15 protein-coding genes, 2 tRNA genes and 1 other RNA gene are annotated in these 13826 nt (G+C 67.4%); 12 read left to right on the forward strand and 6 right to left on the reverse strand.

From position 1 onward, the window contains the following. The first annotated feature begins 157 nt into the window (after positions 1–157). Together KHN93_RS05585 and KHN93_RS05590 are read left to right on the forward strand one after the other, a co-directional pair. A tRNA-Ser gene (locus KHN93_RS05585) sits at positions 158–248 on the forward strand. A gap of 258 nt (positions 249–506) precedes the next feature. Further along, a complete protein-coding gene (locus tag KHN93_RS05590; protein WP_016902538.1) occupies positions 507–911 on the forward strand; it encodes a DUF6165 family protein in 405 nt (134 codons plus the stop codon). A 237-nt stretch (positions 912–1148) separates the two neighbouring features. Here KHN93_RS05590 and KHN93_RS05595 read toward each other — a convergent pair whose 3' ends face one another. Further along, positions 1149–2198 (reverse strand): glycosyltransferase family 9 protein, encoded by a 1050-nt coding sequence (locus KHN93_RS05595; protein ID WP_104560260.1) that lies wholly within the window; start codon positions 2196–2198, stop codon positions 1149–1151. Between the two features lie 20 nt (positions 2199–2218). Between KHN93_RS05595 and KHN93_RS05600 the strand changes: the two genes are divergently transcribed. The 6 genes from KHN93_RS05600 to KHN93_RS05625 all read left to right on the forward strand — a co-directional run bounded on the left by KHN93_RS05600 (position 2219) and on the right by KHN93_RS05625 (position 6010). After that, positions 2219–2968, forward strand: a complete 750-nt coding sequence (locus KHN93_RS05600; protein WP_046341930.1) for a 3-deoxy-D-manno-octulosonic acid kinase — start codon at positions 2219–2221, stop codon at positions 2966–2968. Further along, positions 2968–3717: an MBL fold metallo-hydrolase gene (locus tag KHN93_RS05605; protein WP_212579242.1), complete on the forward strand. Its 750-nt coding sequence runs from the start codon at positions 2968–2970 to the stop codon at positions 3715–3717. Before KHN93_RS05600 ends, KHN93_RS05605 begins: the two co-directional genes overlap by 1 nt. Next, positions 3717–4748 carry a GTP 3',8-cyclase MoaA gene (gene moaA, locus KHN93_RS05610; RefSeq protein WP_016902534.1) on the forward strand — a complete coding sequence of 344 codons (1032 nt, stop codon included), beginning with the start codon at positions 3717–3719 and terminating at the stop codon, positions 4746–4748. The genes KHN93_RS05605 and moaA overlap by 1 nt, the downstream gene beginning before the upstream one ends. A 76-nt stretch (positions 4749–4824) precedes the next feature. Continuing rightward, on the forward strand, positions 4825–5322 hold the full coding sequence (moaC, locus tag KHN93_RS05615; protein ID WP_039523889.1) for a cyclic pyranopterin monophosphate synthase MoaC: 498 nt from the start codon (positions 4825–4827) through the stop codon (positions 5320–5322). Next, positions 5319–5564, forward strand: coding sequence for a MoaD/ThiS family protein (locus tag KHN93_RS05620; RefSeq protein ID WP_016902532.1), 246 nt, complete (start codon positions 5319–5321; stop codon positions 5562–5564). The genes moaC and KHN93_RS05620 overlap by 4 nt, the downstream gene beginning before the upstream one ends. Continuing rightward, positions 5561–6010, forward strand: a complete 450-nt coding sequence (locus tag KHN93_RS05625) for a molybdenum cofactor biosynthesis protein MoaE (protein ID WP_047128245.1) — start codon at positions 5561–5563, stop codon at positions 6008–6010. Before KHN93_RS05620 ends, KHN93_RS05625 begins: the two co-directional genes overlap by 4 nt. A gap of 248 nt (positions 6011–6258) precedes the next feature. On the opposite strand, the gene ffs is transcribed toward KHN93_RS05625, so the two are convergent. Together ffs and KHN93_RS05635 are read right to left on the reverse strand one after the other, a co-directional pair. Beyond that, an RNA gene (gene ffs / locus KHN93_RS05630) (signal recognition particle sRNA small type) lies at positions 6259–6355 on the reverse strand. Between the two features lie 69 nt (positions 6356–6424). Continuing rightward, positions 6425–6517, reverse strand: a tRNA-Ser gene (locus tag KHN93_RS05635). A gap of 236 nt (positions 6518–6753) precedes the next feature. On the opposite strand from KHN93_RS05635, the gene dnaX reads away from it, so the two are divergent. The 4 genes from dnaX (at position 6754) to KHN93_RS05655 (ending at position 10283) form a co-directional block, all read left to right on the forward strand. Further along, positions 6754–8805: a DNA polymerase III subunit gamma/tau gene (gene dnaX, locus KHN93_RS05640; RefSeq protein WP_212579243.1), complete on the forward strand. Its 2052-nt coding sequence runs from the start codon at positions 6754–6756 to the stop codon at positions 8803–8805. A 6-nt stretch (positions 8806–8811) separates the two neighbouring features. Continuing rightward, positions 8812–9132: a YbaB/EbfC family nucleoid-associated protein gene (locus tag KHN93_RS05645; RefSeq protein WP_005913896.1), complete on the forward strand. Its 321-nt coding sequence runs from the start codon at positions 8812–8814 to the stop codon at positions 9130–9132. Positions 9133–9232: 100 nt separating this feature from the next. Beyond that, a complete protein-coding gene (recR, locus tag KHN93_RS05650; RefSeq protein WP_016902529.1) occupies positions 9233–9826 on the forward strand; it encodes a recombination mediator RecR in 594 nt (197 codons plus the stop codon). A 106-nt stretch (positions 9827–9932) separates the two neighbouring features. Further along, the gene (locus tag KHN93_RS05655; RefSeq protein WP_016902528.1) at positions 9933–10283 is read left to right on the forward strand and encodes a histidine triad nucleotide-binding protein; all 351 of its coding nucleotides are present in this window, start codon (positions 9933–9935) and stop codon (positions 10281–10283) included. Between the two features lie 111 nt (positions 10284–10394). On the opposite strand, the gene KHN93_RS05660 is transcribed toward KHN93_RS05655, so the two are convergent. Genes KHN93_RS05660 through KHN93_RS05670 form a run of 3 tightly spaced genes read right to left on the reverse strand, consistent with a single transcriptional unit; the run spans position 10395 to position 13826 of the window. Further along, positions 10395–10928 (reverse strand): Slp family lipoprotein, encoded by a 534-nt coding sequence (locus tag KHN93_RS05660; RefSeq protein WP_016902527.1) that lies wholly within the window; start codon positions 10926–10928, stop codon positions 10395–10397. Next, a complete protein-coding gene (locus tag KHN93_RS05665) occupies positions 10925–12877 on the reverse strand; it encodes a transglutaminase TgpA family protein (RefSeq protein WP_047125852.1) in 1953 nt (650 codons plus the stop codon). Before KHN93_RS05665 ends, KHN93_RS05660 begins: the two co-directional genes overlap by 4 nt. Next, positions 12870–13826: a DUF58 domain-containing protein gene (locus KHN93_RS05670; protein ID WP_016902525.1), complete on the reverse strand. Its 957-nt coding sequence runs from the start codon at positions 13824–13826 to the stop codon at positions 12870–12872. Before KHN93_RS05670 ends, KHN93_RS05665 begins: the two co-directional genes overlap by 8 nt.

The raw sequence follows: 13826 nt of genomic DNA on the forward strand, positions 1-13826 counted from the left end.
GCGGCGCGGCCGGCCCGCAGCAACACGCCGATTGCCGATGCCGCAGGGCGGGTTCACGCCCGGACCTTCGATCGTGCCGGCGATGCCGGCCCGGGCCGCTTGTGGCTTGGCGCCGGTGCCCGTATGATGCACGGCCCCAGGACACTGGGGACCATCTGGAGAGGTGGCAGAGCGGTTGAATGTACCTGACTCGAAATCAGGCAGGCGTTTATAGCGCCTCGGGGGTTCGAATCCCCCCCTCTCCGCCAGATTGAGGCGAGTAGTTGTGCCAGTGCCGCGTGAGTTTCGCCGGCGGCATTGGGGGGGTGAGAAGCCCCGGGTTCGACAGACAGCAGCGCTGTCTGCACGGCGAAGCCGCCCGCAGGGCGAAGGCACGAAGTGCCGAGTGAATCCCCCCCTCTCCGCCAGATTCGCATCAGCCCCCGCAAGGGGGCTTTTGTTTATGTGTCGCCGCCGCGCGCTGCTGCGCTGGCTACAATCCGCCCGATATCCGTTGGAGGCCTGTCATGTCCGAGATCCTGGTGCCCGTGTCCTTTGGTGAGCTGCTCGACAAGATCGCGATCCTGCAGATCAAGTCCGAGCGCATGAGCGACCCCGTCAAGCTGGCCAATGTGCGCAGCGAGCTGTCCGCGCTGGAGACCAGCTGGATGGCGCATCCGGCCGCCGGCCACGACATCGTGCGTCTGCGTGCTGCGCTCAAGGCCGTCAACGAGCGGCTATGGGTGATCGAGGACGACATCCGGCTCAAGGAGCAGGCGCAGACCTTCGACGACGGCTTCGTGCAGCTGGCGCGCAGCGTCTATATCGAAAACGACGAACGCGCGCGCATCAAGAAAGAGATCAACCTGGCGCTGGGTTCGTCGTACGTGGAAGAGAAGTCGTATCAGGACTATCGCGCTAACGGTGTCTGAGAGCCGCTGACTGCAGGTCTACGTAACCGATACGCGTGGTGGTCAGTGAGTGGGCGGCGCTTTCTGGTGCGCCGCCACACTTCGAGTCGGCCGGCACCGCGGTGATTGGCTGCCGCGCGCGTGAGCCGGCGGTGTTTGGCTCTTGTTTCCCGGCTGTCCTGGGCGTCTGCATCGCGGCGCAGCGCGCAGCTGCGCAGCGATTGAACGCCTGTTCGAGCGATCATCCGACGCCGATTCTCAGCGCGGATGATCGCTGCGATAACGCTCGAATGCGGCGATCGCATCGTCCACGGTGATCAGCGCCATCACCTGGTCGAACTCGATCTTGGTGCCCCATTTCAGCTGGTCGGCCGGCTTGCCCAGGTATTTGCGGGCGGCCGCGTCGTAACGGTCTACGCAATAGCGCACGTCCGAGTAAGGGCCGCTGCGCAGCGGGTTGCTGGCCGCATGCAGGCCCAGCACCTTGGTGCCCATCGCGTTGGCGATGTGCATCGGTCCGGAATCGGGGGTGACCACCAGATCGGCGCGGGCGAGCAGGGCGGGAAGTTGTTTGAGCGTGTCCTTGCCCACCAGGTCCAGCACCGGCGTGCGCGCGGCCGCGACGATGGCATCGGCGGTGCTGCGTTCCAGCTCGCTGCGGCCACCGCACAGCACGACCCGCCAGCCTTGCGCTGCGGCATGGTCGGCCAGCGCGGCATGGCGGTCGGGATACCAGTTGCGGCGTGCGTGGCTGGAGCACGGCGAAATCATCAGCACCGGGCGGCCATCGTCGTCCCATTGTGCGCGTGCCCAGCGATGCGCCTCGTCGGGGACCGGCAAGTCCCAGCGCACCTGGGTCTGGGTCAGGCCGAGCGGCTGCGCGAAGCTGCCGATGGCGTCGAGTACGTGGATGCCGGGGCGGTCGGCGATGCGCTCGTTGACGAACAGGCCGTGCAGGTCCTTGGAACGGCTGCGGTCATAGCCGATCCGCCGCCGCGCCGGCACGAAGGCCGACAGCACGTTGGCGCGCAAGGCCACCTGCATCTGCAGCAGCGCATCGAAGCGACCCAATGGCGCCAGTGAGCGGCGGAGCGCGCGCATGCCGGCCACGCCGGTGCGCTTGTCGTAGGCATGGAACTGCACGCCAGGCAGGCCGTCGAGCAATTTCAGCCCGGCCTTGTCGATGATCCAATGCAGCTGGTTTGCCGGAAATCCCGCCTGCAGGGTGCGCACCAGCGGCACCACATGGGTGACGTCACCCAGGGCGGACAGGCGCAGCAGGCATAACGAGGCGGGCGTAGAAGCCATGGTGTTGTTAGACTCGATAGATGGTTTCTTTCGACGCCACTGAAGCGCTGGCGCCGTACCGCGAAGGCCGCGGCTATGGCGCCATTCTGTTCGACCGCGAACGGCTGCGGCAAGCCGATGCCGGGCTGTTTTCGCCGCAACGCTGGGGCGACAGGGCGCGGCCGGTCGACGAAGGCGGGCGGGGTGGGGCGTGGTTCGTGGATGCGCCGTTCGGTCACAGCGTGTTGCGGCAGTACCTGCGCGGCGGCATGGCCGCGCGCGTGAGCCGCGATCACTATCTGTGGAAGGGCGCCGGGCGCACGCGCAGCTTTGCCGAGTTCCGGCTGATGCGCGAACTGCTCAAGCGCAAGTTGCCGGTGCCACGACCGTTGGCGGCCTGTTACTTGCGCGAGGGGCTGAGCTATCGCGCTGCATTGTTGATGGAACGCCTGGAGAACGTGCGCTCGCTCGCCGAGCATGCGCAGGTCGCCGGGCGCGGTGCGCCGTGGGAAGAAACCGGGCGGCTGATCGCGCGCTTTCATCGCGCCGGTCTGGATCATGCCGATCTCAACGCGCACAACATCCTGTTCGATGCCGGCGGGCATGGCTGGTTGATCGATTTCGACCGCGGCGTGTTGCGCATTCCGGCCACGCGCTGGCGCGAACGCAATCTCAAGCGCCTGCATCGCTCGCTGCTGAAATTGCGCGGCAACCGCAGCCGCGAAGAGGTCGACAAGGATTACGAACGCCTGCACCGCGCGTACGAACTGGCCTGGGGCCGGGGCTACTGATGAACTGGGCGTTGCGGGTGCAAGGGGTCGGCAATGCGTCGGCGGTGGCGCTCGGTTCGCCGATGGCCACCATCGAGCGCGCCGGCGCGCCGTGGCTGACCATCGATTGCGGCAGCGAAGGGCTGACTGTCTACCAGGCCCAGTACGGTCATCTGCCGCAGGCGGTCTTCATTACCCATGTGCACCTGGACCACGTCGGCGGGCTGGAACGGCTGTTCGTGGACAGCTATTTCTCCCAACGCCGCGGCCGCACGCGCCTGTACGTGCCGGCGCCGGTGGTGCCGTTGCTGCAGCGGCGGGTCGCCGACTACCCCAACGTGCTGGCCGAGGGCGGCGCGAACTTCTGGGATGCCTTCCAGCTGGTGCCGGTCGGCGACGCGTTCTGGCACGACGGGGTGCGGCTGGAAGTGTTCCCGGCGCGCCACCACTGGCCGGAGACCGCCTATGGGCTGCGGCTGAAGGGGGCGCTGGTCTGGAGCGGCGACACCCGGCCGATCCCGGAAATGCTGGCCCGGTATGCCGATGACAGCGAGCTCATCGCGCATGACTGCGGCGTTCACGGCAACCCGTCGCATACTGGGGTGGACGATTTGGAGCGGGAATACCCGCAGGACCTGTTGAGCCGCATGCTGCTGTACCACTACGCCAGCGACGCCGACGGCGACGTGCTCCGCGCACGCGGCCATCGCGTGGCCGTGCCTGGTCAACATCTGCCGCTGGCGGAGCCGACTGCCGCCATGGTGCCCTGATGGGCGCCCTGCTGTTGCCGAACCTGACCGCCGCGCCGATGCAGGACCGCTATGGCCGGCCGCTGCGCGACCTGCGCCTGTCGGTCATCGAGGCCTGCAATTTCCGCTGCGGTTACTGCATGCCGGCCGATCGCGTGCCCGACGATTACGGATTCGATGCGCAGCAGCGCCTGAGCTTCGATCAGCTGGAAACGCTGGTGCGTGCCTTCGTCTCGGTCGGCGTCACCAAGGTACGCCTGACCGGTGGCGAGCCGCTGTTGCGCCGTGATCTGCCCAGCCTGATTGCGCGCCTGACCACGATCGAGGGCATCGAGGATCTGGCGCTGACTACCAACGGCACCTTGCTCGCGCGTCAGGCGGTGGCGCTGCGCCAGGCCGGGCTGCGCCGCATCACGGTGAGCATGGATGCGCTGGATCCGGAGCTGTTCAGACGCATGAGCGGCAACCGCGGCGAGATCGCGCAGGTGCTGGCCGGTATCGCCGCTGCCGAGCAGGCCGGCTTCCAGCGCCTGAAGATCAACTGCGTGGTGCAGCGTGGCGTCAACGAAGATCAGGTGCTGCCCCTGGTGGAGCACTTCCGTGGCAGCGGCCATGTGCTGCGCTTCATCGAGTTCATGGATGTGGGCAGTTGCAACGGCTGGACCGCCGACGCGGTTGTGACCTCCGCGCAACTGCACGCACGCATCCACGCGCGCTGGCCATTGCTGCCGCTGGATGCCAATTACACCGGCGAAGTGGCGCAGCGGCATGCATTTGCCGATGGCGCCGGCGAGGTGGGTTTTGTCAGTTCGGTCAGCGTGCCGTTCTGCGGCGACTGCCAGCGCGCACGCGTGTCGGCCGATGGGCAGTTGTACACCTGCCTGTTCGCCAGCCAGGGCCATGACCTCAAGCCGGCCCTGGCCGAGGGCGAGCATGGATTGTCCGAGCATCTACGTGCGCGCTGGAGCGTGCGTGGCGACCGCTACAGCGAGGTGCGCGCATCGACACCGCGCCGTGGCAAGCCAGTGGAGATGTTCCTGATCGGCGGGTAAGGCACTGCTGTTCCATCCAGGCGCCCCGTTCACCGAGAATGTCGCATCCTGAGCGCCTGTCATCGTGTCGTTTCCCATGCCTGCAAAATCCCGTTCCGCACGCCTGACCCATCTGGACGATTCCGGACTGCCCACGATGGTGGATGTCTCGGACAAGGCGGTCACCGCGCGCAGCGCTACCGCGCAAAGCCGGGTGCGTTTCCCGGCCGCCGTTGCCGCACAGTTGCGTGCCAACGGCTTGCGCAGCGCCAAGGGCGGCATCGTGGAGACCGCGGTGATCGCCGGCACCATGGCGGTCAAACGCACGCACGACTTGATTCCGTTCTGCCACCCGTTGCCGATCGATGCCTGCCGGTTCGAGATCGACTGGGCGGGCGAGCAGCTGCTGGACATCCGTTGCACGGTGCGCTGCGTGCATCGCACCGGTGTGGAAATGGAAGCGCTCACCGGCGCCAGCGTGGCGGCCCTGACGGTCTACGACATGTGCAAGGCGTTGTCGCACAGCATGAGCATCGGTCCGACCAGGTTGGTGTCCAAGCGCGGTGGCAAGCGCGATATCGGAGCAAACCAATGAGCACGACAGTGACGGTGCTGTATTTCGCCAGCCTGCGTGAGGCAGCGGGCATTGCCAGCGAGCAGGTGCACTCGCAGGCGCAGGACCTGCGCGCGCTATATGCCGAACTCGATACGCGCCATGGCCTGCGCTGGACGCCGGCGCAGCTGCGCGTGGCGGTGGATGGCGCGTTCGCGCGCTGGGAGGACGGCGTGCGCGATGGCAGTGAAATCGTGTTTATTCCGCCGGTGTCGGGAGGTTGAGCATGAGCGAGCAGACTTCCGCCCTCTTTGCGCTTTCCGACGTGCCTTTGCCGGTCGACAGCTTGCGCGCTGCGCTGGAGCACCCGCATGCCGGCGCATTCGCCAGTTTCGAAGGCTGGGTACGCAATCACAATGAGGGCCGCAGCGTGGCCGGGCTGCGCTATGAGGCCTACGCCGCACTGGCGCAGGCCGAAGGCCAGCGCGTGCTCGACGAGGCAATGGGTCGGTTTGCCATCGTCAATGCCTACTGCGTGCACCGCGTGGGCGAGCTGCGTATCGGCGACATGGCGGTATGGGTCGGCGTCAGTGCGGCGCATCGCGGCGCCGCATTCGATGCCTGCCGCTTCATCATCGACGAGGTCAAGGCACGCGTGCCGATCTGGAAGCACGAGCATTACCTGGAAGGCGATGCCGGCTGGCTGCATCCGGAATCGCAGACGCAGTAGTGCGCTCGCAGGTCACGCGCTGCGGGAACATCAAAAGATCAGGTTGGTGTTCCGCCGGTTGACCGCGCCGGAAAGTGCCTGACGCTGCGCATATTTCCGAGCCGTCGCCACGGCCGCTGCAAATAACTGGCCAGCTTTGAGCATGGGCGCAAAGTGCCGAGTCGCAGTGGTGCTTGCACACCGTCTGCATTGCGCGGCGAGTGCGTGCGGCATCTGTCGATGCGCCATCAGTCTGGGTTGGGGTGGTGTCCCCGCCGGTTGACCTCGGCGCCCGCATCAATCGATACCGTTGCTGCCTTCCGGCCCTGGCGGGATTTTCGATCTAGCGTCGCGAGGGACCGACGGGGCCACCATAAGACGTGGGTCACTGGCGTGACCCTGGATCCATGCAATCGCATTGCAGGATCATGAAACTGGCGGAGAGAGGGGGATTCGAACCCCCGAAGCGCGGTTTAGACGCTTACACACTTTCCAGGCGTGCTCCTTCAACCACTCGGACACCTCTCCGTACCTGCCGTGCGACCGGGTCGTCGGCAGGAGCGGGATTCTAGCCGCCGCGGGCGCCATTAACAAGGTAAAGGATCTGCCGGTCCGGCATGACGGTGCCAGCGCAGGTGGTTGGCCGGCCATCGACGCTGTCCGGCAGTCCTCCGGTGGGTGGCAACGCCGGGGCACCACGGCCGCTGAACGATCAACTTGACGCGCCATGGCACAATATCGGTTCAGAGGAAGCTGGTTGCCCGATGTCTTATCTTGTTCTCGCCCGCAAGTGGCGCCCGAAGCGTTTTGCCGAACTCGTAGGCCAGGAACACGTGGTCCGCGCGCTCAGTAACGCGCTCGACAGTGGGCGTGTGCACCACGCATTCCTGTTCACCGGCACCCGCGGCGTGGGTAAGACCACGATTGCGCGCATTTTCGCCAAATCGCTGAACTGCGAGACCGGCACCAGTGCCGATCCGTGCGGCCAGTGCCCGGCCTGCCTGGATATCGACGCCGGCCGCTACATCGACCTGCTGGAAATCGACGCCGCGTCCAATACCGGGGTGGACGATGTGCGCGAGGTGATCGAGAACGCCCAGTACATGCCCTCGCGCGGCAAGTTCAAGGTCTATCTGATCGACGAAGTGCACATGCTCTCCAAGGCTGCGTTCAATGCGCTGCTGAAGACGCTGGAAGAGCCGCCCGAGCACGTGAAGTTCCTGCTGGCCACCACCGACCCGCAGAAGCTGCCGGTGACCGTGCTGTCGCGCTGCCTGCAGTTCAACCTCAAGCGGCTGGACGAGGACCAGATCCAGGGCCAGATGACCCGGATCCTGGCTGCCGAGCAGATCGAATCGGATCCGTCGGCGATCGTGCAGCTGTCCAAGGCCGCCGACGGCTCGCTGCGCGACGGCCTGTCGCTGCTCGACCAGGCCATTGCCTATGCCGGCGGTGCGCTGCGCGAGGACGTGGTGCGCACCATGCTCGGCACGGTCGATCGCACCCAGGTCGGCGCGATGCTGCAGTCGCTGGTCGACGGCGATGGCGCGCGCCTGATGCAGGTGGTCGCCGCGCTGGCCGAGTTCTCGCCCGACTGGAGCGGCGTGCTGGAGGCGCTGGCCGAGGCCTTGCACCGCATCCAGGTGCAGCAGTTGGTGCCGTCGGTGGCATTCGTCGGCGATGGCATCGACCCGACTGCCTATGCCGCGCAGCTGCGGCCGGAAGTGGTGCAGCTGTGGTACCAGATGGCGCTCAACGGCCGTCGCGATCTGTATCTGGCGCCGAGTCCGCGCGCCGGTTTCGAGATGGCGGTGCTGCGCATGCTGGCCTTCCGCCCAGCGGCGGCAGTGCCGGCTGGCGGCAGTGACGATGGACGTGGTGCCAGTGCCGGGGGGCATGCGCGTTCTACGGCAACTGGCGTGCAGGCCGCCGCGCCGGTGGCAGCCGCACCAGCACCCGCAGCGGTGGCGAAACTGGCCGACCTGGAGGCCGCCGCGCCTGCTGCCGTGGCTGCGGTCGCCGCGCCGGCGCCGGTCGCTGCTGCGCCCGCGCCTGTCGTGGTGCTGCCCGCTGCGCAAGCGTCGACCGATAGCCGCCCATCGACAGCTCCCACGCGCAGCGACGACACGCCGCCCTGGGCGATGGACGATGCGCCGGTGCGCGCCAACACTGCCCCCGTCGCTGCGCCGACGCCCGTGCTGGCGCCGGAAGCGGCAATGGCGCCACCCGCAGCAGCCGCTGCGGCGTTGCCGGCTGCGGTCGCGCCCGAAGCGGCGGTGGCAGTTGCCGCAGCGGCTGAAGTACCTGCGCCTGCAGCGGCGGTGATGTCGATGCCATCGGTTGCCGCACCCTCCGTATCGGCACCGGCACCGGCACCGGCACCGGCACAGACAACCGATCCATCGCCCCTGCTCGACAACGGCCACATCGCCGACGCCGAGCAATGGCTGGATCTGGTCACCCGCAGCGGCTTGAACGGTCCCTCGCGTCAGCTCGCCGCCAATGCCGCCTTCATCGGCCATCGCGACGGCGTGCTGCGCCTGGCGCTGGCGCCGGGCTTCGAATATCTCAATTCCGAGCGTTCCATCGCCAACCTTGCGCAGGCACTCGCGCCCGAGTTGGGAAATACGCCGCGCATCGTCATCGAGACCGGCAACGCCGATGTCGAGACCCTGCACGAGCGGGCCAGTCGCCAGAAAGGCGAGCGCCAGAGCGCGGCCGAAACAGCCTTCATGAACGATCCGAATGTGCAGCAGCTGATTCAGCAGCAAGGCGCGCGGGTCGTTCCCGATTCCATCCGCCCTTACGACGAGTAACGACACATGCGTGGGAACATTGCCCAATTGATGCAGCAGGCGCAGAAGATGCAGGAAAACCTGCAGCGCGCCCAGGAAGAACTGGCCAAGCTGGAAGTCACCGGCACCGCCGGCGGCGGTATGGTCAGCGTGACGCTGACCGGCGCCAAGGAGTGCCGCAAGGTCCGCATCGACCCGAGCATCCTCTCCGACCAGGAAATGGCCGAGGACTTGATCGCCGCCGCCTTCAACGACGCCTCCAACAAGATCGACGCCGAATCCAAGGACCGCATGGGCTCGGCCACCGCCGGCATGCAGCTGCCGCCGGGCATGAAGTTGCCGTTCTGAGCGAGGGGATTCGGGAGTCGGGATTGGGGATTGGCTGGAAGCGAGATCCGCTTCTGCATTTGCGAATCCCGAATCTTCAATTCCCAATCCCGGCCACCCAATGTCCTCTCTTCTCGAACAACTGATCGAGGCCTTCCGGGTATTGCCGGGTGTGGGCCAGAAATCGGCCCAGCGCATGGCCTACCACGTGCTCGAACGCGAGCGCGAGGGTGGCCGCCGCCTGGCTGCGGCGCTGGCCAATGCGGTGGAAAAGGTCGGCCATTGCGTGCAATGCCGCGACTTCACCGAGGCGGAGATCTGCGCGATCTGTGCCAGCAGCAGCCGCGACCGGCAGCAGCTGTGCGTGGTGGAATCGCCGGCCGATCGCCTGGCGATCGAACATGCCACCGGCTACCGCGGGCTGTACTTCATCCTGCAGGGCCGGCTGTCGCCGCTGGACGGCATCGGCCCGCGCGAGCTGGGCCTGGACCGGCTCGGCGAGCGTCTGGCCACCGGTGAGGTCACCGAAATGATCATCGCCACCAATGCCACCGTGGAAGGCGAGGCGACCGCGCATTACCTGGCGCAGCTTGCCCGCCAGCATGCGGTGCGCCCGAGCCGGCTCGCGCAGGGCATGCCGTTGGGCGGCGAGCTGGAATACGTCGATCGCGGCACCTTGTCGCATGCCTTTGGCACCCGGGGTGAGGTGCTTTGAGGGCGGGGAATCGGGATTGGGGAATCGGGAATCGGAGAGGCGAAAAGCAGTGGCGCGCGCGGTAAGCTCTTGCGATTCCCCACTCCCGACTCCCGATTCCCCACCCATGACCGACACCATCTTCGGCAAGATCATTCGTCGCGAAATTCCGGCCAACATCGTCTATGAAGACGACGAGGTGCTGGGCTTTCAGGACATCGCACCGCAGGCGCCGGTGCATGTGCTATTTATTCCCAAGCAGCATGCGATTCCCACGCTGGACGACGTGCCGCCGGAGCAGGCGCTGTTGGTGGGCAGGCTCGCACTCGCTGCAGCGTCGTATGCACGCGAGCAGGGACTGGCGCAGGACGGCTATCGCATCGTGATGAACTGCCGCGAGCATGCCGGCCAGACGGTGTTCCATATCCATCTGCATCTGCTGGCCGGCGCGCCGCTGGGACGGTTCGGCACGCCCTGACTTGGTTGCTTGATCGAGCGCATCAGCGCCTGTTCCAGCAGCCGTATCGCATAAACAAAAACGCCGCTCCCTGCGAGCGGCGTTTTTGCGTGTCACTGACTCAGCGGTCGATTACCACCAGCCGCGGCCCCAGCCCCAGCCACCGCCCCAGCGCGGACCCCACGGGTCGCCCCACGGGCCGTACGGGTAGGCCGGCACCACATCCACCTCGCGCACGACCGGCCACAGGTAGACCACGTCGGCATTCACCTTGGGCAGCTTGTAGTCGTACTCGCCGATCTTGGTGGTTTCGTAGCCTTCGATCTTGCCGATGAAGGTCACTTCGCGGCCGGGCTCGAACACGGCCGGGTCGTAGAAGCCCGAGCGGCAAGCCAGGAAGCGGCCATCGCTGGCGTCCACGGCGTTGCGGTCCGGACGGCCGCTGGCGTTGAGCGGACGCGAGATCAGCTCGAAGCAGGTCTGGCCCTGCCCGGGCTTGGTCTGGATGATCTTGCCGCCCCAGCGCACCGACGTGCCGACCTGGGCGCTGGCGGTGGAATCGCTCGGACTGACCGTAGGGAACTGACCCTGCAGCGGCTTGGGCGCGGTGGCGCAGGCGGCGAGCCCGAGCGCGGCGACAATGGGAAGAAGAAAGCGGGTACTCATGAGGAAGCTCCGGTTCGCGGGCGATGCTGCTGCAGATCTTTGAGGAGTGAGGCGCTGTCCGAATCAGCGCCAGCGTAGCGCGCGGCAGCGAAACGTTGGCTGAGTGCCAACAATGCCGGATTCGGGTGTGAACGGGCGACACGTTGCGCCCAGGCGATGGCCGGTTCGTGCGGTTCGCGGGCCAGGCCGAGCTTGTCGTAGCGGCGACCCAGGCGATGCCAGGCGCGCAGCAGCGGGTCGCGCTCACGCTCGCCGCGCGCCAGCAGCCAGCCCATCCATGCCAGCGCGCTGACCGCAAACACGCCGAAGATGGCGGCCAGCTGCGAGCTGTCCAGGCGATCGATGCCGAAGGGTTGCAGCAGCCGTTGCTGGCGGTCGGCATCGAAGGACAGCACCAGATCGTTCCAGCCGCGGCGCAGCAGGTCGCTGACCTGGCCCAGGCTGGCCCACATGCCGAGTTGGGCGAAATTGTTGCCCGCGCCGACCTGCACGCGGTCTTCCAGCGTGTCGTAGATGCGTTCCGGCGCCACCGCCGCGGTGGGGTCCACCCGCACCCAGCCGCGCCCGGCCAGCCAGACTTCAGTCCAGGCATGCGCATCCATGCGCCGCACCACCCAGTAATTGCCAAAGCCGTTGTAGGTGCCGCCGGCATACCCGGTGACCACGCGCGCGGGGATGCCGGCCGCGCGCATCAGCACCACGAACGAAGAGCTGAAGTGCTCGCAGAACCCGGCCTTTTGCTGGAACAGGAATTCGTCGACGCTGTTGCGGCCGAGCAGTGGGGTATCCAGGGTGTAGGCAAATTCGCGGGTGATCCACTGCAGCGCGCGCTGCACCACGGCATCGTCGTTGCTGCCGGCTTCCGCGCGCCATTGCCGTGCCAGCGCGAGCGTACGTGGATTGAAGCCCGGCGGCAGGGCGAGGGCGCGCTTGCGCAACTGGTCCGGCAGGTCGGTGTCGAAACGTGCCGGTGGTGCCGATTGCAGCTCCCAGCGGGTCAACGCACTCAATGGCCGCTGCGCGAACAGTTCGTAGTCGGGCGACAGCTCGGCATTGGCCACCGCCTGCGTGGGCAGGTCCAGCGACACCAGCTGGCGACGATCGGTGGGCTCGTAGTCCAGGCGATAGCGATAGCGCTGCGGCCCGGCGGTGACCGAGGCGGGTTGGCCGCGGCCGGTCCAGCGCGCGCGCTGCCAGGTCCGGCCATCGAAGTCCCACATCACCGGCCCGCGCCAGTAGCGTTGCTGCGGCGGCGGCGCCTTGCCGGTGAACTGCACGCGCAGCGCCGGGCTGTCGTCGGCCATCAGGTCGATCCATTCGCCCGGCGACATGTTGTCCGACAGGCCCGGCCGCGACAGCGCGCGCTCGGGCACGCCCCACAGCGGCGAGCTCAGGCGCGGCAGCAGCCAGAACGTGGCCAGGGCCAGCGGCACGCCGATGGCCACCAGCTTGCCGATGCCGCGCAACTGCATCCGCAGCGCAGGCGTGGCGGTGCGGTGTTCCTCGTCGGCCAGCCGCTGCATGCTCAGCAGCGCGCTCACCACCGCCAGCAGCGCCAGCCCCATCGTCGCCGGCCCCTGGTCGAGCAGAAACGCCGCAAACGGGGCGAACAACGCAAAGCCGAGCAGGCTGCGCGCATCGCGCAAGGTGCGCAGCTCGGAGGCCTTGATCGCCAGCATCGCGGCCAGCACCGCGCAGCCGGTGTCGCGGCCGAAGCGCATGCCGATCTGCCAGTACACCGCGCCCAGCATCGCCACCACCAGCAACAGCCGCACCGGTGCCATCAAGGTGCCGCGCCAGCTCAGCACGCCGACCAGCACGGCGGCCACGGCAATGGTGCCGGCGAGCAGGCCGGGCAGCTGCAACAGCAACGGCGCCAGTGCCAGCCAGCTGGTGACCAGCACCCAGGCGCGGCTGGCCTGGGTGATCGGGACGGACGGCTCAGTCATGGGGAAGCAGGGCCAGGGCGCGCAGACACAGGTGATGGTGGGCCGGACCTTGTGCAGGCCCCAGCGGCGGTTGGCCCGGCAACAACAAGCGGTAGCGCCGCCCGTCGCGCTCGGCCAGGTTGACCCAGCGGGCAAGCCGCGCGATGCGGCGCTCGTACGGCAGCGCATTGAGCGTGCGCCAGTCCAGCGTGACTTCGATGCCCAGCGGCTGCTCGTATTCGCGCACCAGCAGGCTGTCGCGGCGTGCCGAGTGCTTCCAGGAAATCGTGCGTGGCGCATCGCCGGCGCGATACGGGCGCAGTTGGTGCAGCTCCTCGCCTTGCGGGTGCAGGCGGGTCTGGTTGGGCGAACCGGCGCCCTCGGGCAATGCCGGCCCCTGTTCCTCGGGCCTGGGATAGGCCAGCAGCGGTGTCTCCGGCCAGACCCACGACCAGGCGCGCACCAGCCCCAGCGGCTGGGTGCTGGACAGGCGGATGCGTTCGATGTCCTGCCAGCCGCGCCGTTCGGTGGGCACCGCCAGGTCGACCTCGGCCATGTCGTGCTCGAGCAACGCACAGAAGCCGCTGCTGTCCAGGTGATCCAGGCGCAGCCCACGCCGTGCGCGGCTGTCGCGACGTGCCAGCGACACCCGCATGCGCAACGGTTCGCCGGCGACCACCGGTTCGGCCGACACCGCCTCGACGCGCAGTGCCGACAACTGCAGGTGCGCCATGATGCTGCTGGCAATCCCGGCAGTGGCCAGCAACAGCGCCAGCAGCAGGGCCGGGTTGTTGTTGTAGTTCAATGCGCCCAGCAGCATCGCCAGCAGCAAGGCGGTGACGAACAGCCCGAAGCGCGTCGGCAGCACGTAGATGCGCCGCCGATCCAGCACGATCGGCAAGGCCTCCGCGCCCCGCGGGCGTGCCAGCAGGCTGAGTCGGCGGCCAATGCCGCGCACGTGCGCACGCAC

The organism is Xanthomonas arboricola pv. juglandis (assembly GCF_905367715.1).
Lineage (GTDB): Bacteria > Pseudomonadota > Gammaproteobacteria > Xanthomonadales > Xanthomonadaceae > Xanthomonas > Xanthomonas arboricola.

What these genes read in the sequence shown, in the direction of transcription:
- KHN93_RS05590 (WP_016902538.1), top strand. Translation starts at nt 507, where the DNA reads ATGTCCGAGATCCTGGTGCCCGTGTCCTTTGGTGAGCTGCTCGACAAG.
- KHN93_RS05595 (WP_104560260.1), bottom strand. Translation starts at nt 2,198, where the DNA reads ATGGCTTCTACGCCCGCCTCGTTATGCCTGCTGCGCCTGTCCGCCCTG.
- KHN93_RS05600 (WP_046341930.1), top strand. Translation starts at nt 2,219, where the DNA reads ATGGTTTCTTTCGACGCCACTGAAGCGCTGGCGCCGTACCGCGAAGGC.
- KHN93_RS05605 (WP_212579242.1), top strand. Translation starts at nt 2,968, where the DNA reads ATGAACTGGGCGTTGCGGGTGCAAGGGGTCGGCAATGCGTCGGCGGTG.
- moaA (WP_016902534.1), top strand. Translation starts at nt 3,717, where the DNA reads ATGGGCGCCCTGCTGTTGCCGAACCTGACCGCCGCGCCGATGCAGGAC.
- moaC (WP_039523889.1), top strand. Translation starts at nt 4,825, where the DNA reads ATGCCTGCAAAATCCCGTTCCGCACGCCTGACCCATCTGGACGATTCC.
- KHN93_RS05620 (WP_016902532.1), top strand. Translation starts at nt 5,319, where the DNA reads ATGAGCACGACAGTGACGGTGCTGTATTTCGCCAGCCTGCGTGAGGCA.
- dnaX (WP_212579243.1), top strand. Translation starts at nt 6,754, where the DNA reads ATGTCTTATCTTGTTCTCGCCCGCAAGTGGCGCCCGAAGCGTTTTGCC.
- KHN93_RS05645 (WP_005913896.1), top strand. Translation starts at nt 8,812, where the DNA reads ATGCGTGGGAACATTGCCCAATTGATGCAGCAGGCGCAGAAGATGCAG.
- recR (WP_016902529.1), top strand. Translation starts at nt 9,233, where the DNA reads ATGTCCTCTCTTCTCGAACAACTGATCGAGGCCTTCCGGGTATTGCCG.
- KHN93_RS05655 (WP_016902528.1), top strand. Translation starts at nt 9,933, where the DNA reads ATGACCGACACCATCTTCGGCAAGATCATTCGTCGCGAAATTCCGGCC.
- KHN93_RS05660 (WP_016902527.1), bottom strand. Translation starts at nt 10,928, where the DNA reads ATGAGTACCCGCTTTCTTCTTCCCATTGTCGCCGCGCTCGGGCTCGCC.
- KHN93_RS05665 (WP_047125852.1), bottom strand. Translation starts at nt 12,877, where the DNA reads ATGACTGAGCCGTCCGTCCCGATCACCCAGGCCAGCCGCGCCTGGGTG.